The organism is Streptomyces sp. NBC_00510, assembly GCA_036013505.1.
Lineage (GTDB): Bacteria > Actinomycetota > Actinomycetes > Streptomycetales > Streptomycetaceae > Actinacidiphila.
In genome coordinates, this window is record CP107851.1 from 5596866 (window position 1) to 5616069 (window position 19204).

Sequence of the window (19204 nt, forward strand, 5' to 3'; positions counted from 1 at the left end):
CGCGCGTTCGCTACCGCCGCGCCACGGCTTTGGCGATCCGGCGCGCGTCGATGGCCATTTCGCGGAACATGCCGCTGATGGGATTGGTGAAGCCGGTGAAGTACAGACCGGGAGCGTTCTTCGGACTGCGGCCGCCGTGCCGCACGGGCCGGCCCCGCTCGTCCAGGACGTCGAGATGACCGACGAGCGGTTCCAGGCCGCGCCGGTAGCCGGTGGCCGCGACCACCGCGTCCGGGGCGATCCGCGTGCCGTCGGCGAGCAGCACCTCGCGCCCGTCGAAGCCCTCGACGGCGGCGACGGGCTCCACCTTCCCCGACCGGACGGCGTCGATGATGCCGACGTCCTGGACGGGGATGGAGCCCTCCCGCACCCGCGAGTAGAGCCCGTTGTCCGGGCGGGGCAGCCCGTACGCCGACAGGTCCGGTACGGAGACGCGCTCCACGTAGGGCGCGATCTTGTCGACCAGCTTCGTGGGGAGGCGGCGGACCATGATCCCGGTGCGCTGCGCGGGCCACCCGGCGGTGGAGCGGCGCATGATGTGCGGGGGCGTCCGCACCGCCAGCCGGACGCGGGCCGCGCCGGAGTCGGCGAGGTCGACGGCGATCTCGGCGCCGGTGTTGCCCACGCCCACGACCAGGACGTCCCGGCCCTCGTAGGGCCGGCCGTTGCGGTAGCGGGAGGCGTGCAGCAGCTCTCCGTCGAAGGTGCCGCGCCCGGGCCAGTCCGGAAGGTGCGGCGAGTGGTTGTAGCCGGTGGCGACGACGACGCTGCGCGCGGTCAGCCGGCGCCCGCCGGTGGCCGGGAGCACCCAGCCCGCCGCCGGGTCCCCGGCGGGCTCGATCCGCCCCACCTCTATGCCGGTGGCGACGTCCAGGCCGTGGAACTCGGCGTACTGCTCCAGGTAGCGGACGACGTCGTCGCGACCCACCCAGCGGCCGTACGACCGGGGTATCCCGAGGCCCGGGAGCGCGGACAGGCGTCTGGTCGTGTGCAGCCGCAGCCGGTCGTAATGGCCGCGCCAGGATGCGCCCACCGCGTCCGACCGCTCGACGACCAGGGTGCGCACGCCCCGGTGCCGCAGCGACGCCGCGACGGCGAGACCGCCGGGACCGGCGCCGACGACGATGGCGTCCGGCGCCGCCGTGTTCGGTAGGGGGGTGGCGGCGGATGCGGAGGTGCCGGCGGATGCCGAGGTGTCGGTCATGGCTGCTCCCGTGCCTGCAGGGTGAGGGTCACTCCGGAAGGTAGCGCGCTTTCGCCCCGCCACCTTGCGGAGGTGCGACCGCATCCGGTCAACTGACAGTTCGTCAGATCCCTTGTCCCGGGGAGGCACACGATGCAGACGATCTGGCTGACCGGCGCCGAATGGCTCGCCGTCCTGCGCATCGGCCTCGGCCTGTGGTGGCTGGAGAGCTGGCGGCACAAGGACAAGAAGGGCTGGTTCGAGCGGGGCACCGGCATCGCCTGGGCCGCCGACGTCGCCGCGAAGCACCGCTGGACCTTCGTCCAGGGCGGATTCACCGCGGTCGTCGCGCCCCGCCCCAAGGTGATGGCCTACGTCGTCGTCTACGCCGAACTGGCCGTCGGGCTCGGTCTCACCGCCGGGCTGCTGACACCGGTCGCGCTGGCCGGCGGCATCGTCCTCAACCTGCTCTATCTCGTCCTCATGATCCACGACTGGGCGGAGCAGGGGCAGAACGCCATGATGATCCTCGCCTCCGTCGTCCTCCTCTTCGCCATGGGCTGGCAGACATGGTCCCTCGACAGCGTCTGGGAGCTCTTCCTGTGACCGGTCTGCCCGAGCCCGACGCCTTCACGCGCACCTACTGGAGCGCCGCCGCCGAGGGCCGGCTGCTGATCCGCCGGTGCCTGGCCGCGGGCTGCGGCGCCGCCCACCACTACCCCCGGGAGTTCTGCCCCCACTGCTGGAGCGAGGAGGTCGTCTGGGAGCAGGCTGCGGGCCACGCCACCCTCTACACCTGGTCCGTGGTGCACGCCAACGACCTCCAGCCGTTCGCCGGACGGGTCCCCTACGTCGCCGCCGTCGTCGACCTCGCCGAGGGACCGCGCATGATGACGGAGGTCGTCGGCTGCGCCCACGACGCGCTGCGCGTCGGGATGGACCTCCGCGTCTGCTTCCGCCCCGCGGCCGCGGGCGGGGAGATCGCGATCCCCGTCTTCCGTCCGGCCCGGGCGGTCACCGCCTCCTTTGCTTGAATGAGGGCGTGCTGAGGCCGGTGGAGTTGGAAGCGTACGGACTGCTGCTCAGGCCCTGGGAGGAGACGTCCGGCGACCTCGACGCGGCACTGCGCGGCCTCGCGGACCCGGACTTCCGCCGCTGGAACACGGCGCACGCCCCCGAGCCCGACGAAGCCGGGGTGCGGGCGTTCCTGCGGCGCCGGCGCGACGGCTGGGGGGCCGGCGACCTCGCGTCGTTCGCGGTCACCGAGGCCGGTGTGGTGCTCGGCCAGGCCGGGATAGGGATGATCGACCACGCCATGCGCGGCGCACGCGTCAGCTACTGGATGCTCCCCGAGGCCCGTGGGCGCGGCGTCGCCTCCCGGGCCTTGGAGGCGGTCACCCGGTGGGCCTTCCGCGATCTCGGCCTGCACCGGCTGGAGCTGGGCCACGCCGTCGGCAACGAGCCCTCCTGCGGTGTCGCGCGGCGCTGCGGTTACGTCCTCGAAGGGGTCCTGCGCGAGGCGGTCGTCGACCTGTCCGGCGCGCTTCGGGACGTCCACCTGCACAGCCGCCTGGCGACCGATCCACGCCCCTGACCCCGGCGACCGGGCGGAGATTTGCCGTGCCTTGGGGGAATCTTGTGCTGATCGGGACAAGTGCTTTCCCGATCACGGTGTGCGGGTTGGCTAGGGTGCGATCCGCCCCTCGCGCGCCGTGGACCCGTACGCCGGTGCATCCGCGCTCCGCACGCGTGTCGCACGCCGTGCCGGACGCGCGCGCCGTGCCGGGGGCTTCAGCAGTCCTGCCAGGCGCACCCGGTGCGGTGCGTCCCGTGTCGTGAATGGGGTGGGGATGTCCGGTCACCGGATGTCGAAGAAGCGTCGCTACATCGCCTGGGCGGTGGCGGCGGCCGCGGTGCTCGTGGGCGGTGGTGTCGCGGCGGGTGCCTCGATGGCGACCACGGTGTCGCGCCCGGCGCCGAAGGTCTACACGGGGCGGGCGTTCGACACCTGCACGGCGCCCTCCGCGTCGGCGATGAAGGCGTGGCACAACGGGTTCTACGGTGCGGCGGCGGTGTACGTCGGCGGCAAGAACCGGGGGTGCGCGCAGCCGAACCTGACCGCGTCCTGGGTCAAGTCGGTCAGCGCCACGGGCTGGAAGCTGATCCCGCTCTACGTGGGCGCGCAGCCGCCGTGCCAGACCAGCCGCAACCCGGAGAAGCTGACCGCCTCCACCGCGACCTCGCTGGGCGCGACGGACGGCGCGGACGCGGTGGCCAAGGCGTCAGCGCTGGGGATGAAGGCCGGCAGCCCGGTGTACCTGGACATGGAGTCGTACGACGTCACCAACACCTCGTGCAACAACGCGGTGCTCGCGTACGTCCGGGCGTGGGACAAGGCCGTGCACGCCAAGGGCTACTGGGCCGGCTTCTACGGCTTCCGCAGCTCCAGCGCGAAGGCCGTCGCCACGGCGGCCAACCGCACCGACCTGCCGGACGTCCTCTGGTACGCGCTGTGGGACGAGCACAAGACCACGACCACGGACTGGCCGTTCTCCACGTCGCTGTGGACCGGCCACCGCCGCGGCCACCAGTACATGGTCAACAGCAAGGAGACCCGCGGCGGTTACACCATCACCGTGGACCGCAGCGACTGGGACGCCCCGGTCGCCGTCACCGGCTGACGCCCGAAGGGGGCGGTGGAGCCCCGGCGGGGCGGAGGGGCGGCGGGGCAAGGGCCCGTGACCCTCAGTCCCGCCCCAGCACCACCGTCCCCGAGGAGCAGAACCAGCCGCCCGTCCCCGAGGCCACGGCCAGCTCCGGCAGCGCCCCACCGGGCCTGCGCACCTGGCGCTCGCCCGCCTCCCCCCGCAGCTGCCGTACCGCCTCGACGAGCAGGAACAGCCCCCGCATGCCGGGATGGCAGGCGGACAGCCCGCCGCCGTCGGTGTTGACCGGCAGGGGCGACGCGACGACGAAGGGCCCGCCCTCGCCCTTGGCGCAGAAGCCGAGGTCCTCCAGCGTGACCAGGGTCATGTAGGTGAAGGCGTCGTAGATCTCGGCGAGGTCCATCTCGTCAGGGGTGACGCCCGCGCGGGAGAAGGCCAGCTGCCCCGAGACCGCGGCGGGGGAGACCGTGAAGTCGTCCCACTCCGACATCGTTGCGTGCGAGACGGCGGTGCCGGAGCCGAGCACCCACACCGGCGGCGGCGCCGCGTCCCGCGCGTACTCCGCGGCGGCCAGGAGCACCGCGCAGCCGCCGTCGGAGCGGATGCAGCAGTGCAGTTTGGTGAACGGGTCGGCGATCATCGGCCCGGACAGGACGTCGTCGACGGTGATCGGCGTGCGGTACATCGCGTCGGGGTTGCGGGCCGCGTTCGCCCGGGCCCGGACGGCGACGGTGGCGAGCTGCTCGGCTGTGGTGCCGTACCGGTGCATGTGGCGGCGGGCGGCCATCGCGTACTTGGCGATCAGCGTGTGCCCGTACGGGGCCGCGAACTGCAGGGGCCCGCGCGCCCCGAAGGACAGGTTGGCGGTGCGCCGCCCGGCCTTGAGGTCGGCACGGGCGGTGGAGCCGTAGACCAGGAGCACGACGTCGGCGTGCCCGGCGGCGATCGCGTCGGCGGCGTGCGCGGCCATGACCTCCCAGGTCGCGCCCCCGACGGAGGTCGAATCGACCCAGCGCGGCCGCAGTCCGAGGTACTCGGCGACCTCGACCGGCGCGAGCGTGCCGAGCCCGGCCGAGGCGAAGCCGTCGACGGACGACCGTGGCAGCCCGCTGTCGGCGAGCGCGCGGCGCGCCGCCTGGGCGTGGAGCGTGTAGGGGGTGGCGTCGTCGACCCTGCCGCAGTCGGACAACGCGATGCCGAGGACGGCGACTTCACGGCCGTTGCGAGTACCCTGACCCTGAGCCATGAATCTGACGGTACATCAGATTCGGGGTTTCCGGACGCCGCCGGATCCCCGAGGTGGGAGGAGAGCTCGCCGTGGACGTCGCCTTCACCGAGGAGCAGGAAGAGATCCGCCGCACCCTGCGCGAACTGCTCCGCAAACGCTGCGGACCGGACGAGGTGAAGTCCGCCGCCCGCACCCCCGAGGGCCGCGACGGCGCCCTGTGGCGGCTGCTGGCGCGGTCGCTGGGGCTGCCCGGGCTCGCCCTGCCCGCCGCGTACGGGGGCGCCGGCTGCGGCCTGGCGGAACTGGTGCTGGCCTGCGAGGAGACCGGCCGGGCGCTGCTGCCCTCACCGCTGCTGGGCACGACCGTGCTCACCGCCCCCCTCGTCGAGGCGCTCGGCACCGACGTCCAGCGCCGCGCCCTGCTCCCGCGCCTCGCCTCCGGGGAGCCCGCGGCCCTTGCCGCACCCCTGGTCGCCCTCGGCCTCACCGGCCCAAACACCGGTGACTGGGCGGGCGGCGGGCGCGCGGGGGGCGTACAGGCGCGCAGGGCGGACGGGGTCTGGCGGCTGTACGGGCAGGCGGACCAGGTGCTCGGGGGCCCCGGCGCCGGGCTGCTGCTGGTGGCCGCCCATACGGGTGGCTACGCCCGCAGCCGGATCCGGCTCTTCCTCGTCCCCGGCGACGCTCCGGGCCTGGTCCGCAGGCGGCTGACCGCCCTGGACGAGACCCGCCCGCAGGCCCGCGTCGAGCTGCGCGACGTCCCCGCCGAGCCTCTGGGCGGGGAGGAGGCGGGCGATCCGCGCCCCGCGCTCGCCCGTACGGGTGTCCTGGCCGCCGCCGCACTGGCCGCGGAAGCCGTCGGGGCGGCCTCCCAGGCGCTCGCGGGGACCTTGGAGTACGTCGGGGTCAGGGAGCAGTTCGGGCGGCCCGTGGGCTCCTTCCAGGCCGTCAAGCACCGTCTCGCCGACCTGTACGTCCAGGTCCAGGCCGCCCGCTCGGCCGCCTACTACGCCGCCTGGGCCGTCGGGAGCCCCCCGGAGCAGGCGCCGGACGCCGCGGTGGCGGCGCCGCTCGCGCTCGCCCAGGGCCTGGAGGCGCTGCGCGCCACCGCGGGCCAGGCGGTCCAGTTGCACGGCGGCATCGGCTTCACGTGGGAGCACCACGCGCACCTGTACGTGAAGCGGGCCGCCTCCGACGAGCTGCTCTTCGGCCCCGTGCACGCGCTGCGGGCCCACGCGGCCGAGCGGGCGGGCCTCTTCACACCCACGCCCGCTACCACGACCAAGGGGAGGGCGGCGGCATGAGCGTGCTGCGGACCGCCGTGCAGAAGGTGTCGTCGACCCGGGCGTTCGCCAGGGTCGGGCCGCATGTCGTCCCGGCGGTGGACCGGTTCGTGCACCGGGCGACCCGCGGCAGGGTGCTGCTCAGCGCGCGGATGCTGCCCGGTTTGGTGCTCACCGCCACCGGCGCGCGCAGCGGGCTGCCCCGGCGCACCCCGCTGGCCTGCATGCCCGAGGAGGGCGGGACCTTCGTGCTGGTCGGCAGCAACTTCGGGCGCACGGAACACCCGGCGTGGACGGGGAACCTGCTGAAGCACCCCGACGCGGAGGTCAGCTGGCGCGGCCGGGACATCGCGGTCCGGGCGGAGTTGCTGACGGGCGGGGAGCGCGAGGCGGTGTGGGCGGCGCTGCTGGAGTTCTGGCCGCCGTACGCGACCTACGCGCGGCGCGTGGAGCGACGGATCCGGTTGTTCCGGCTCGTCCCCAGGGAGCCGGGCGGCGGCAGGGCCGTGGAGCCGTAGAGCCGTAGGGCGGAGCCCCCGGAAAGGACAACGCGGGCGCCAGGGCCGGCAACCTCCCCCGAGGACCGGTCGGCGCCCGCGTCGTTGCAGGCAGGACTTCGACGTGAACGTAGATCAACAATGCCGCCGGAGGCGGGCGTCAGCGCCGCGGCGTCACCGCGTCGGCTTCTTGCCCGTCACACCGAGGTGCACCAGCAGCGAGAGGTTCGGCTTCAGCTCGGCCTGTTTGACGCCCCAGCTCTGGAAGCCCTTCTGGTGCGCGGCGACCGCGGCGAGCATGGCCACGAGGGATCCGGCGACGGCTGCCGGGCTGACATCCTTGTCGACGCGGCCCTTGCCCTGGAGCTCCTTGATCGAGTCGGAAAGGGAGTTGGTGAGGGGGTTGAGGATCTTCATGCGGATCTTGTAGAACCGCTTGTCCCCTTCGGCCGCGCCCAGGTCGACGACGCGCAGGATGGCGTCGTGCTTGCGCCAGAAGGAGAGGAAGCCCTCGACCAGTTCCTCCGCCGCCGTGGCGCCGGACTTGCCGGCCCAGGAGCGGCCGGCGACGAGGTCCGTCAGCGCGGCCCCCTCCTTGGCCATCTCCTCGGCGAGCTCGAGGACGGCGCCCTCGACGTCGGGGAAGTATTGGTAGAACGTTGCGGGGGAGGTACCCGCCATCCGGGCGACGTCGATGACCTTGACGTCCCGGTACGGCGACGTGCTGAGCATTTCGCCGAGGCAGTCGAGCAGCTTCTGCCGCGTCGCCTGTCCCCGGCGCCCTGCCACACGGCCGTCGACGGTGCGAACTTGTCCTGTCATGCCGTCAGTTTACGGGCTGGTGATCAGCGCGCGATTCGGTGCCTGCAAATGGGGAAGGCCATGTGTTCGATTTCTCCTCGGGCGCGGCGGGGGATCCGCCGATAACGTGTCAAGTCAGACACTCCGTCGATCCACGCGAATCCCCACGTGAATCGGGATCGCCAGCCGCATCACCGGACGAATCGAGGACGAGATGGCCGCGCACCCCGACGGCACCCCCTGCTGGGCCGACGCCATGCTCAACGACCTGGAGGCCGGCAAGCGCTTCTACGGCGGACTGCTCGGCTGGACCTTCGGGCAGGGGGAGGAGCAGTACGGCCAGTACACCCAGGCGTACGGCCCGGACGGGAAGAACGTCGCGGCACTCTCCCCCAAGCCGGACGGCCGGATGCCGACGGTGTGGAACCTCTACCTCGCCTCCTCCGACATCCGGGCCACCGCGGGCAGGATCCGTGACTCGGGCGGTCAACTCATCATGGAGCCCATGCCCGTTGGGCCCTTCGGCACGATGCTCATGGCGGCCGACCCGGGCGGCGCGGTGTTCGGGGTGTGGCAGGCCGGCACGCACGGCGGCTTCGAGGTGACCGGCGTCCCGGGCTCCTACATCTGGACCGAGGTCTACACGCGCGAGACCGAGCGGACCGACCCCTTCTACGAGGAGGTCTTCGGTTTCGGCAGCAAGCGGATCGAGGACGAGGCCATCGACTTCCGGATCTTCGTCCCCGAGGGCGAGGAGGTCACCCCCGACAAGGCGGTCCTCGGCCGCTTCCGGATGGGGGAGGGCTTCCCGCAGGAACTGCCCGCCCACTTCGTCGTCTACTTCGCCGTCTCCGACGCCGACCGCGCCGCGGAGGCGGTCGCGCGGCTCGGGGGCCGGGTCACGATGGGTCCGATGGATTCGCCTTTCGGCCGTTTCCTCCTGGCGAGCGACGACCAGGGTGCCCATTTCGCCCTGATCGATCCCGGTACCACGGTCGGTGAGAAGCCGTCCTGAACGCGCGCGGATCCGCAACCGAATCAAAGGTAATCGCGTGTCGACACCGCCCCGGGTTCGCAACTGATACTCATCCCAGGAAGAATCAGGGACGGACCCCGGGATGGGGGGAACCCACGGGGAGGTGGCAGGGCAGTGGTGCAGCAGCTGACGCAGCACGATCCGAGACGGATCGGCCCTTTCGAGGTGCTGGGCAGGCTGGGCGCCGGCGGTATGGGCCTGGTCTATCTCGCCCGCTCGGCGTCCGGCCGGCGCGTGGCGATCAAGACCGTACGGGCGGAGCTCGCCGAGGACCAGTTGTTCCGCGTGCGCTTCGCCCGTGAGGTGGAGGCGGCCCGCGCGGTCAGCGGCTTCTACACGGCGGCGGTCGTCGACGCCGATCCCAGGGCCGCCGTGCCCTGGCTGGCGACGGCCTTCGTGCCGGCGCCCTCGCTCGAGGAGATCGTCAACGAGTCCGGGCCGCTGCCCGTGCAGGCCGTGCGGTGGCTGGCGGCCGGGGTCGCGGAGGCGCTGCAGTCGATCCACGGTGCGGGGCTGGTCCACCGGGACCTGAAGCCCTCCAACGTGCTCGTCGTGGAGGACGGCCCGCGGGTGATCGACTTCGGCATCGCGAGCGGGGTGTCCAACACGCGGCTGACGATGACGAACGTCGCCGTCGGCACGCCCGCGTACATGTCGCCCGAGCAGGCCAAGGACTCGCGCAGCGTCACCGGCTCCAGCGACGTGTTCTCGCTGGGCTCGACGCTGGTGTTCGCCGCGACCGGGCACGCGCCCTTCCACGGGGCGAACCCCGTGGAGACGGTCTTCATGCTGCTCCGGGAGGGCCCGGACCTGGCGGGTCTGCCCGGGGACCTGAGGCCGCTCATCGAGGCGTGCATGCGCATGGAGGCGGACCGCCGGCCGAGTCCGGCGGACCTGCAGGCGCAGTTGGCGCCGCATCTGTTCTCGTCCGCGGGTGACGACACCGGTACGGCCTCCGCGTGGCTGCCGCCCGCGGCGGTGGGCCTGATAGAGGAACGGCGCAGTGGCGGGCGCCCCGGCGCGGGGCCGGGCGCCCCCGGCGGTGGCGCGGGCGCCGGAGCGGCCGGTGGCCGCGGTGCGGGTGCCCCGGTGCCCCCGATGCCCGCACAGCCTCCCGCGCCCCCCGTGGCGCGCCCTCCGGCCGCCGCCGAGGGCCCGGGCGGACCGGTGCAGCTCGCCGGTTCGGCACCGATAGGGCCCGGGATGCGGCTCGCCGAGCGCAAGAACCAGGCCGCGGCCACCGCCGGGGACGGGCTCGGCTGGGCCGGCCGTGGCGGCGCGGCCGGGGGCCCGCCGGCGGCGGTGCCCGGCCAGGGCAACGCCCAGGGCTCGCCCCAGGGCGCCCCGCAGGCACCGGCGGTGCCGCCGGGTGAATGGCGGCCGTGGCGGTTCCGCATGTCGAACGACGTGTGGGGCACGCCGGTCGTGTCCTCGGGACGGCTCTACGTGACCTCCTTCGAGGTGCACGCGCTGGACGTGGCCACCGGACGGCGGCAGTTCAAGACCCGTGACGTGGCGTGGACGATGGCGGTCTCGGGCGGCCGGATCCACGGCTCCGACGGGCCGAGCCTGTACGCGCTGGACGCCGCGGACGGCTCCGAGCACTGGCGCACCGGTGTGGACGGCTGGATCTACTCGCTCCGCGCGGACGCCGGGACCGTGGTCACCGGCACCCGCGGTGGCGGCGTGCAGGTCTGGGACGCCGCGGCCGGACGGCTGCGCTGGGAACGCGGCGGGGCGCAGACGGAGTTCGAGACGCCCGAGTCGGGCCCGAGCGTGGTGGACGGGGTCGTGTACTTCCACGGCGGCGGCCGGCTGCACGCCCTGGACGCGACGAGCGGCGCGGAGCACTGGTCGTACCCGACCGGGGAGGGCGGCGCCATGCCGACCCGTCCGGTCGTCGCCGACCGCGCGGTCTACGTGACCGTGGGGAACCGCGTGCTGGCGCTGGACGCCCGCAGCGGCGCCGAGCGGTGGCGCTTCGACGCCCCCGCGGTGATGTTCGCGCCGCCCGCCTACGTGCCGGGACCGGGTGTCACGGGCGGCGGCGTCTACGTCGCCGACTACCTGGGCACCGTGTACGCCCTGGACCCGGCGGACGGGCGCGACCGCTGGCGGGTCGCGACGGAGCAGCGGCAGAGCGTGGAGCCGGTGCTCGTCGCGGGCGGCTCGGTGATGCTGGGCGCGGGCGGCGCGCTGTACACGCTCGACGCGGTCTCCGGCACCCCGAAGTGGCGCTTCGCCGCGCAGGGCGAGATCGTCGGCTCCCCGGTGGTGGCCGACGGGCGGGTGCACTTCGGCTCGAAGGACCACTGCCTCTACACGGTCGACGCGAGCGGCGGCCAGTTGCGCTGGAAGCTGGAGACCGGCGGGGAGATCACCGGTTCGCCGGTCGTCTCGGAAGGCGTGGTCTACGCGAGCAGCAAGGACCGCTGCGTGTACGCCCTCAACGCCGTGAAGGGCACCGAGGCGGCCACCCGGCGCGCGTGACGTACCCGGCTGACGGCCGTCGTGCCACACACGGAAGGGGCTGACGACGGCCGCCGCCGGCCAACTTACGCGGCGGGGGGCCGGGGCGCCACGCGAGCGGCGGCAGGGTGACCTTCGTTCACCGTGTTCCGGCCACGGCGTCGACGCGGGTTCCACCGCGCGCCACGACCCGCCCCCGTGCCCGCCGACGTGACGGTGTCGCCGACGGGGTCCCGGAGCAAGGGCGGCCACGGGGACGCGACGTCGGGCGGCACGTGCCGCCCGAGGAGGCCCGCCCGGACGCCTCCGACGGTCCGCGGCGACCCCGGGAAGCGGCAGGAAGGCCGCCGTCACCGTGACGAGGGCTCCACCCTCCGCGCGACGACGGCCGGCCGCACCGCGAGGTCACCGGCCGTCCGCCGAACCGGTCCCGGGCCCGGGACACCGTCACCGCACGCGGTGCTCCCGGGTGCGGTGCGCGAACAGCCGGGCCTGGTGCTCGGGCGGGAGGTTGCCGAGGGCGATGAGGTGCGGCGCGTGCGCGAAGGCCTGGGCCCGCGCGGCCTCGTGGGCCGACCAGACGGCGCGGACGGTGCCCTGCACGGCCTCGGTGGGGTGGGCCGCCAGGACCGCCGCCGCGCGCAGGGCCGCGTCGAGCAGCAGCGGGCCGGGCACGACCTCCGAGACCAGCCCGGTCTCGTGGGCCCGCCGGGCGCCGATCCGCTCCGCGGTGCCCATCAGGGCCATGCGCATCACCTCGCCGTAGGGCATGCGCTGCGCCATGGCGATGGCCTCGTACGCGCTGACCATGCCGTAGCTGGTGTGCGGGTCGAAGAAGGTGGCGTGCTCGGCGGCGATGACGAACTCGCACTCGCCGAGCAGGTAGAAGGCGCCGCCGCAGGCCATGCCGTTGACGGCGGCGATGACCGGCTTCCACAGGTCGTTGGCCTTGGGCCCGACCGTCAGCAGTGGGTCGTCGACGGCGTACGGCGAGGGCGGCTGCGGGACCTGCACCGCGCGGTCCAGGCCGGTGCAGAAGGCGCGGTCGCCGGCTCCGGTGAGGACGACGGCGCGGACCTCGTCGCCGGCGCGGAACTCCCGCCAGAGCGCGCTCAGCCCCGCGGCCGTGGCGAGGTCGATCGCGTTGTGCCGTTCCGGCCGGTCGAGGGTGACGACGGCGACGCCGTCCTTGGTCTCACAGCGCAAGCCAGCGGGGGATGCCGTCATGGAAGACCGCCTTCACGGGGGCGCCGATGCGGATGCGGGCGGGGTCGAAGGAGTCCAGCCGGGCGTCCGGTGCCGTGACCAGGTTGCCCACCAGCCGGATCCGGGGGTCCTCGGCGAGTTCGACGAGGACCACGTTGTACGGGGCCTGCTCGGCGTAGCCGGACAGCAGCGGGGGATGGGGGACGACGTACGACCAGACGCGTCCGCGGCCGCTCACCGGCCGCCACTCGCAGGCGAAGGAGTGGCAGTACGGGCAGCACGGGCGCGGCGGGAAGCGCAGCCGTCCGCAGTCCGCGCAGGCCTGGACGCGCAGTTCGCCGGCCCGGGCGTACTCCCAGAAGGGGGCGCCGTCGTCGTCGGTGACGGGGCTCAGCATGTCAGCTCCTCAGGATCAGGGCGGAGGTCGGGACGCCCTCGCCCGCCGTGACCAGGCAGGTCCGCGCGCCGGGCACCTGGGCGGTGGAGGTGCCGCGCAACTGCCGCACGCCCTCGGTGATGAGGTTGAAGCCGTGGACGTACGCCTCGCTCAGCCCGCCCCCGGAGGTGTTCAGCGGCAGCCGGCCGCCGATCTCCAGGGCGCCGCCCTCGGTGAAGGCGCCCCCCTCCCCGCGGGCGCAGAAGCCGTAGCCCTCCAGGGAGAGCGGGACCAGGGCGGTGAACGCGTCGTAGATCTGGGCGACGTCGATGTCCTGCGGGGTGAGGTCGGCGTGCTTCCACAGGTGGCGGGCGGCGGTCCAGGCGGGGCCCGTCAGGGGGTCGTCGGTCCAGTAGTTGACCATGCCGTGGTGCTGGGCCGGCAGGCCCTGGGCGACGGAGTGGACGTAGACGGGCCGCTGCCGGCCGTCGCGGGCGCGGTCGGCGGAGACCACGACGCAGGCCAGGGCGCCGTCGGTCTCCAGGCAGTTGTCGTAGAGGCAGAGCGGCTCGCTGATCCAGCGCGAGGTCATGTACATCTCGCGGGTCAGCGGGCGTTCGTACATGATCGCGGCCGGGTTCTGGTTGGCGCGGTTGCGGCAGGCCAGGGCGACGTTGAAGAGGTGGTCGCGGGTGGCGCCGTACTCGTGCAGGTAGCGGCGGGTCAGCATGCCGATCTCGTCGGCGGGCCGCAGCAGGCCGAAGGGCCGGGTCCACTGGGCGGGGGTGGGCAGTTGGACGGTGGTGTTCGTCCACGGGCGCGGGCCGCTGCCGCGCTTGCGGGACCGCCAGGCGACGCCCACGGTGGCCTGCCCGGTGGCGACGGCGGCGGCGAGGTGGGCGACGGTGGCGCAGGAACCACCGCCGCCGAAGCCGGCCTTGGAGAAGAAGGTGAGGTCGCCGAGGCCGACGGCCTTCGCCAGCTCGACCTCGTCGGTCTCCTCCATCGTGTACGACGCGAGGCCGTCGACCTCGCGCGGCTCGATCCCGGCGTCGTCGAGCGCCGCCAGGATGGCGCGGCAGGCGAGGGCCTTCTCCGACTCGGGGAGGTGCTTGGCGAAGGGAGTCGCGCCTATGCCGACGATCGCGGTGGCGTCCTTCAATGCTGACATTCCGTCAGGCTATCGCTAATCTGACGGATAGTCAGCTTATGGGGAGGTGCTCGGCGCATGCGCGGTGACCTGGAGTGGGGCAGCGTTGCACGGCTCGTGCGGGAGGCCGCGCGGCGCTGGGGGGAGCGCGAGGCGGTCGTGGACGGCCGGACACGCGTCACGTACGCGGAGCTCGGTGCCCGGGTCGAGCGCGCCGCCGCGGCGGCCGTCGCCTCCGGGATCGCCCCGGGGGACCGGGTCGCCGTCTGGGCGCCCAACACGCTCGACTGGATCACCGCCGCCCTGGGCTCGGTCACCGCCGGCGGGGTGCTCGTCCCGCTCAACACCCGCTCCAAGGGCGCGGAGGCGGCCTACGTGCTGCGCCGCACCCGCGCCCGGCTGCTCTTCGTCACGGGCACCTTCCTCGGCACCTCCTACGTCGCCTCGCTGCGGCGCGCGACGCAGGAGCATCCGCTGCCGGACCTGGAACAGGTCGTCGTCCTCTCCGACGCGGCGCCGGAAGGCCACGGCTACCGGCGCTGGAAGGACTTCCTGGCCGCGGGCGACCCCGTCACCGGTGCGGCGGTACGGGCCCGTTCCGACGCGATCGACGGCTCGGCGCCCTCGGACATCACCTTCACCTCCGGGACGACCGGCCACCCCAAGGGCGCGGTGGTCACCCACGCCCAGACCCTGCGCGTCTACGACGTCTGGGCGGACCTGGCCGGGCTGGAGGAGGGCGACCGCTACCTGATCGTCAACCCGTTCTTCCACACCTTCGGCTACAAGGCCGGGATCATCGCGTGCCTGATGCGCGGCGCGACGATGATCCCGCAGCCGGTGTTCGACGTGGGCACCGTCCTGGCCAACATCGCCGCCGAACGCGTCACCGTGCTGCCGGGGCCGCCCACCCTCCACCAGTCGGTCCTCGACCACCCCGAACGGGCCCAGCACGACCTGAGCTCGCTGCGGCTGGTCGTGACGGGCGCGTCCGTGATCCCGCTGCAACTGGTGGAACGGCTGCGCAGCGAGCTGAAGATCGCCACGGTGCTGACCGCCTACGGGCTGACGGAGGCGAGCGGCACCGTGACGATGTGCCGGCGCGGCGACCCCGCGGAGGTGGTGGCCGCGACCTCCGGGCGGGCCATCCCCGACACGGAGGTGCGGGTGCTCTCCGAGGGGCCGGGCCGCCCCGGCGAGGTCCTGGTGCGCGGCTACCACGTCATGTCCGGCTACTGGGAGGACCCGGGGGCCACGGCCGAGGCCGTCGACGCGGACGGCTGGCTGCACACGGGGGACGTGGGCGTGATGGACGCCGACGGCAACCTGCGCATCACCGACCGCATCAAGGACATGTTCATCGTCGGCGGGTTCAACGCCTACCCCGCGGAGATCGAGCAGGCGCTCGCCCGCCACCCGGACGTGGTGGAGGCGGCGGTGGTGGGCGTCCCCGACCCGCGGCTCGGCGAGGTCGGCCGCGCGTACGTCGTGCGGCGGGACGGGGCCGTGGTCACCGCGGACGACCTGATCGCCTGGTCCCGGCGGGAGATGGCCAACTACAAGGTCCCGCGCGAGGTCGCGTTCCTGGCGGAACTGCCGCGCAACGCGAGCGGGAAGGTGCTCAAGACGCAGTTGCGGGGACGGGGACGATGAGGAGCGCGCCGGGTGTCAGGGGGTGCGGAAGTCGTCGGGCGAGACGATCGTCTGGTGCCGGTTGTCCGCGCCGTCCGCGGCGGCGGCCGGGAGCGCGGCGGCGAGGAGCCCGGCCGGTGGACTTCGGCGCGATCCGGGGCATGACAAAGACCGACTGCGGCGCCCCCTCCGCGCCGCAGTCGGTCCATGGATCCCTTGTGCCGTCCCCCGCTCCTTGAGGCGCTCCCCCCTGGTGCGCCCTCAGGCCGCGCTGCTTCCCCCGTGGTGGTGCTGTCCCCCGTGCCCCCTCGGGCCGGCCGTCCGCCGATCAGGCACCGGTCAGGGCGAGTGCCAGTTGTCAGGCTTGACCGTGGTGTCGTCGCCCTTGACCTTGGGCTCCTCGATCTCCTCGGTCTCGACGACTTCCGGCTCTTCCTCGACGGTGGAGCCGGACTCGGGTGCCGTCTCGCTCATGGTGCCTCCCCTTGTGGTGGGACTGGGCCGATACGAAGCCCGCCTGGCAACGACCCCCGTGCGCTACCAGGCGGGCAGCTCTTGCAGTGATGGAATCGTGGCAGGCCTCGATAATCAACCGATAAACGGAACTGTTGATGTCCTGTATCAGCGGTGTTGCGTGGTGCGGAACCGCTATACGGCGATCGCCGGGGCGGCGGGACCGTGGAGCAGGAGCCGGACCTCGGCGGCGTCGGGGGAGCCCAGCGCGACGAAGGACGCCAGGGCGTCCCGCCAGCAGGCGCGGGCACGGTCCACCTGGCCCACCTCGGCGAGCGCGCGCCCGAGGACGGTGAGCACCTTTGCGTGATAGAGCTCGCCCCCCAGATCGCGCAGCGCGTTCAGCGACTGCTCGGCCAGCGAGGCCGATTGACGGTGGGCACCGGAGGACAGATGCACCTCCGCCATACGGAAGAGGCACATGGCCTCCCAGAACTGCTGTCGCGCCGCTCTGAAGACGGGGAGCGCCTCGGAGAGCGACGCCAGGGCCTCCTCGCGGCGACCGGCCGCCGTCAGCGCGATGGCGAACGCGTACAGGCCGTTGCCGAGACGGAACCCGGCCCGCAGCTCGCGGTAGATCGACAGGGCCTGCCCCGCCGAGGCCACGGCGGCAGAGACGTCCCCGAGTTCGATCTGGGCGCGTGACAGGTTGCTCAGCGCGGCGGCGCCGCCATGGCGGTTGCCGTCGGCCACGAAGGCCTCCAGGGCCTGGGAATGATGGTCAGCGCAGTCCTGGAAGCGCCGCGACGCGAGGGCGACCATCCCGCGCAGGTTGGGGGCGTAACTGCTGGTCAGAGGGTCGTCGACGGCACGCCCGAGCGCGAGGCTGCGTTCGGCCTCCCGGTCGGCCTCCTCCAGTCGTCCGGCCAGGACGTACTGCTGGCCCAGCAGCACGCGGGCCCGGCCCTCCACGAGCGGCTCGCCGCAGGCGTCGGCCGTCGCGACGAGGGAGCGCGTCGCGTGCTCGTATTGGCGCGCGTAGATCCCGGACTCCATCAGGTCCTGGCTCACGAGCAGCAGGTCGACGGCCCGCCGCATCGGGCCCTCGCAACCGCCGGCGGCAGCCTGCCGGACGGCGGCGAGGAGACTGGGCGCCTCGGTGAACAGCCAGTCCAGGCCCTCCTCGCGGGAGCCGAAGGGCATTCCGGCGCGGCCCACGGGGGCCAGGTGCGCGAGCAGGCGGTCGCCGGGGTTCTCCAGCTCGTAGGCGCACATCGCCGACGCGAGGTAGAAGTCCAGCAGCCGGGACACCGCCGCGCAGCGGGCGTCGTCCCCTTCGTGGCGCTCGGCGCAGTCGCGGGCGTACAGGCGGACCAGGTCGTGGTAGCGGTAGCGGGCGGGTGCGGCGGACTCGATCAGGCTGATGTCGACCAGCGTCTCGAGCAGTTCCTCGGCGTCGTAGACGTCCAGGTCGAGGACGGCCGCCGCCGCCTCCAACGAGATGTCCGGGCCGTCGGCGAGGGCCAGCAGGCGGAAGGCACGGGCCTGCTGCGCGGTGAGCTGGCCGTAGCCGAGTTCGAAGGTGGCCTTGACGGCGAGGTCGCCGGCCTTGAGTTCGTCCAGGCGGCGCCGTTCGTCGCTGAGCTTGCGGGCGAGGAAGGAGACCGTCCAGGTGCGGCGGGTGGCCAGGCGGGAGGCGGCGATGCGGATGGCGAGCGGCAGGAAGCCGCAGGCGGCGACGACGTCGAGGGCGGCCTGGCGTTCGGCGGCGACGCGTTCCTCCCCGACGATGCGGGTGAAGAGCAGCAGGGCCTCTTCCGGGCTCATGACGTCGAGGTCGACCAGGTGGGCCCCGGCCAGGTCGACCATGCGGACCCGGCTGGTGATCAGCGCGGCGCAGCCGGGCGTGCCCGGCAGGAGATGACGGACCTGGGCGGCGTCGTGGGCGTTGTCCAGCAGGGCCAGGATCCGGCGGCCCGCGAGGGTGGAGCGGTAGAGCGCCGCGCGGTCGGCGAGGGACTCGGGTATCGCGGAGTCGGTGACACCGAGGGAGCGCAGGAAGGAGGCGAGCACCGTCTCGGGTTCGGCGGGCCGCGCGGCGGTGCCCTGGAGGTCGACGTAGAGCTGGCCGTCGGGGAAGGTGCCCGCGACGGCGTGGGCGACGTGGACGGCGAGGGTCGTCTTGCCGACTCCGCCGATGCCGGCGACGGCGGAGACCGACATGACGCCGCCCTCCGCCGAGGACGCGGCCAGGCGCTCGCCGAGCTCGCGGACGAAGGCGACGCGGCCCGTGAAGTCGGCGACGGTGGCGGGCAGCTGGGCCGGACGCACCGGCTCCGCGACGGCCTCGGCCTGCGGGACGGGCGGCGGCAGCAGCGACGGGTCGGCCTCCAGCACGCGCTGGTGCAGCTCGGCGAGCTCCGCGCCCGGGTCGACGCCCAGCTCGTCGTCGAGGAGACGGCGGGTGTCGGCGTAGACGCCCAGCGCCTCGGCCTGCCGCCCGCTGCGGTACAGGGCGAGCATCAGCAGGGCACGCGGGCGTTCGCGCAGCGGGTGCTCCGCGGACAGGACGGTGAGTTCGGAGACGACCTCGGCGTGGCAGCCGGCCTGCAGGTCCAGGTCGAGGCAGGTCTCGGTGAGCTGCAGCCGCCATTCCAGCAGGCGGGTGCGCTGGGTCTCGGCGTACGGGCCGGGGAGCCCGGCCAGGGGCTCGCCGTCGAAGAGGGCCAGCGCGCCGCGCAGTTCCTCGCGGGCGGTGGCCAGGTCGCCCGCCGTGCGGGCCTTCTCGGCCGCGGCCTGGTGCCGTTCGGCGAGGAACAGGTCGAAGCCGTCGCCCGGGTGCAGCACGTAGCCGCCGTCGACGGTGGCCAGGGCGTCGGCGCCGAGGGCCTTGCGGAGGCGGAAGGCGTAACTGCGCAGCGCCGCGAGCGCGGTGGGCGGTGGGTCCTCGCCCCAGACGGCGTCCAGCAGTTCCTGTGCGGTGGCCGTGCGGCCGCCGCGCAGCAGCAGCGCGCCGAGCAGTGCCTTCTGCTGTGGCGACCCGGCGGAGATCGGCTCCGTGCCGCGCCAGGCCCGCACCGGGCCGAGGACCGCGAAGCGCAGCGCTCCGCCTTGGTCCTTACCGCTTGCCATGCCTGCCCCCAGGTGCCGCCGTACCTTCGCGACGAGCGCGTATATCGATCGTTCATCACGAGCCGGAACAGTCTTCACGGACGGCGGGACCA

Annotated in this window: 17 protein-coding genes; 9 read left to right on the forward strand and 8 right to left on the reverse strand. The window is 73.7% G+C overall.

Annotated features, from left to right (window positions below):
- Positions 1-10 precede the first annotated feature (10 nt).
- Positions 11-1204 carry an NAD(P)/FAD-dependent oxidoreductase gene (locus tag OG937_25305; GenBank protein ID WUD74774.1) on the reverse strand — a complete coding sequence of 398 codons (1194 nt, stop codon included), beginning with the start codon at positions 1202-1204 and terminating at the stop codon, positions 11-13.
- Positions 1205-1336: 132 nt separating this feature from the next.
- Here OG937_25305 and OG937_25310 point away from each other — a divergent pair, with 132 nt between their 5' ends.
- The 4 genes from OG937_25310 (at position 1337) to OG937_25325 (ending at position 3864) form a co-directional block, all read left to right on the forward strand.
- Entirely contained in the window at positions 1337-1789 is a 453-nt protein-coding gene (locus OG937_25310) for a DoxX family protein (GenBank protein ID WUD74775.1), read from the forward strand.
- Positions 1786-2217, forward strand: a complete 432-nt coding sequence (locus OG937_25315) for an OB-fold domain-containing protein (GenBank protein WUD74776.1) — start codon at positions 1786-1788, stop codon at positions 2215-2217. The genes OG937_25310 and OG937_25315 overlap by 4 nt, the downstream gene beginning before the upstream one ends.
- An 8-nt stretch (positions 2218-2225) precedes the next feature.
- On the forward strand, positions 2226-2777 hold the full coding sequence (locus tag OG937_25320; protein ID WUD74777.1) for a GNAT family N-acetyltransferase: 552 nt from the start codon (positions 2226-2228) through the stop codon (positions 2775-2777).
- 256 nt (positions 2778-3033) lie between these two features.
- On the forward strand, positions 3034-3864 hold the full coding sequence (locus tag OG937_25325) for a DUF1906 domain-containing protein (protein WUD74778.1): 831 nt from the start codon (positions 3034-3036) through the stop codon (positions 3862-3864).
- A 64-nt stretch (positions 3865-3928) separates the two neighbouring features.
- On the opposite strand, the gene OG937_25330 is transcribed toward OG937_25325, so the two are convergent.
- Positions 3929-5095 carry an acetyl-CoA acetyltransferase gene (locus OG937_25330; protein ID WUD74779.1) on the reverse strand — a complete coding sequence of 389 codons (1167 nt, stop codon included), beginning with the start codon at positions 5093-5095 and terminating at the stop codon, positions 3929-3931.
- 71 nt (positions 5096-5166) lie between these two features.
- Here OG937_25330 and OG937_25335 point away from each other — a divergent pair, with 71 nt between their 5' ends.
- Both OG937_25335 and OG937_25340 read left to right on the forward strand, forming a co-directional pair.
- On the forward strand, positions 5167-6381 hold the full coding sequence (locus tag OG937_25335; protein ID WUD74780.1) for an acyl-CoA/acyl-ACP dehydrogenase: 1215 nt from the start codon (positions 5167-5169) through the stop codon (positions 6379-6381).
- On the forward strand, positions 6378-6878 hold the full coding sequence (locus OG937_25340) for a nitroreductase/quinone reductase family protein (GenBank protein WUD74781.1): 501 nt from the start codon (positions 6378-6380) through the stop codon (positions 6876-6878). Before OG937_25335 ends, OG937_25340 begins: the two co-directional genes overlap by 4 nt.
- 153 nt (positions 6879-7031) lie before the next feature.
- Here the strand turns inward: OG937_25340 and OG937_25345 are convergent, their stop codons facing one another.
- Entirely contained in the window at positions 7032-7679 is a 648-nt protein-coding gene (locus OG937_25345) for a TetR/AcrR family transcriptional regulator (protein ID WUD74782.1), read from the reverse strand.
- 193 nt (positions 7680-7872) lie between these two features.
- On the opposite strand from OG937_25345, the gene OG937_25350 reads away from it, so the two are divergent.
- On the forward strand, positions 7873-8673 hold the full coding sequence (locus OG937_25350; protein ID WUD74783.1) for a VOC family protein: 801 nt from the start codon (positions 7873-7875) through the stop codon (positions 8671-8673).
- Between the two features lie 135 nt (positions 8674-8808).
- Positions 8809-11184, forward strand: coding sequence for a serine/threonine-protein kinase (locus OG937_25355; GenBank protein WUD74784.1), 2376 nt, complete (start codon positions 8809-8811; stop codon positions 11182-11184).
- Between the two features lie 426 nt (positions 11185-11610).
- Here OG937_25355 and OG937_25360 read toward each other — a convergent pair whose 3' ends face one another.
- Genes OG937_25360 through OG937_25370 form a run of 3 tightly spaced genes read right to left on the reverse strand, consistent with a single transcriptional unit; the run spans position 11611 to position 13916 of the window.
- Positions 11611-12390: an enoyl-CoA hydratase/isomerase family protein gene (locus OG937_25360; GenBank protein ID WUD74785.1), complete on the reverse strand. Its 780-nt coding sequence runs from the start codon at positions 12388-12390 to the stop codon at positions 11611-11613.
- Positions 12359-12766 (reverse strand): Zn-ribbon domain-containing OB-fold protein, encoded by a 408-nt coding sequence (locus OG937_25365; GenBank protein ID WUD74786.1) that lies wholly within the window; start codon positions 12764-12766, stop codon positions 12359-12361. Before OG937_25365 ends, OG937_25360 begins: the two co-directional genes overlap by 32 nt.
- Before the next feature lies 1 nt (position 12767).
- Positions 12768-13916, reverse strand: coding sequence for a lipid-transfer protein (locus OG937_25370; protein ID WUD74787.1), 1149 nt, complete (start codon positions 13914-13916; stop codon positions 12768-12770).
- A 57-nt stretch (positions 13917-13973) separates the two neighbouring features.
- Here OG937_25370 and OG937_25375 point away from each other — a divergent pair, with 57 nt between their 5' ends.
- Positions 13974-15548, forward strand: coding sequence for a FadD3 family acyl-CoA ligase (locus tag OG937_25375; GenBank protein ID WUD74788.1), 1575 nt, complete (start codon positions 13974-13976; stop codon positions 15546-15548).
- A 318-nt stretch (positions 15549-15866) separates the two neighbouring features.
- Here the strand turns inward: OG937_25375 and OG937_25380 are convergent, their stop codons facing one another.
- Positions 15867-16001, reverse strand: a complete 135-nt coding sequence (locus tag OG937_25380; GenBank protein WUD74789.1) for a hypothetical protein — start codon at positions 15999-16001, stop codon at positions 15867-15869.
- A gap of 174 nt (positions 16002-16175) precedes the next feature.
- Complete coding sequence (locus OG937_25385; protein ID WUD74790.1) at positions 16176-19112, reverse strand: NB-ARC domain-containing protein; 2937 nt, start codon at positions 19110-19112, stop codon at positions 16176-16178.
- Positions 19113-19204: the final 92 nt, after the last annotated feature.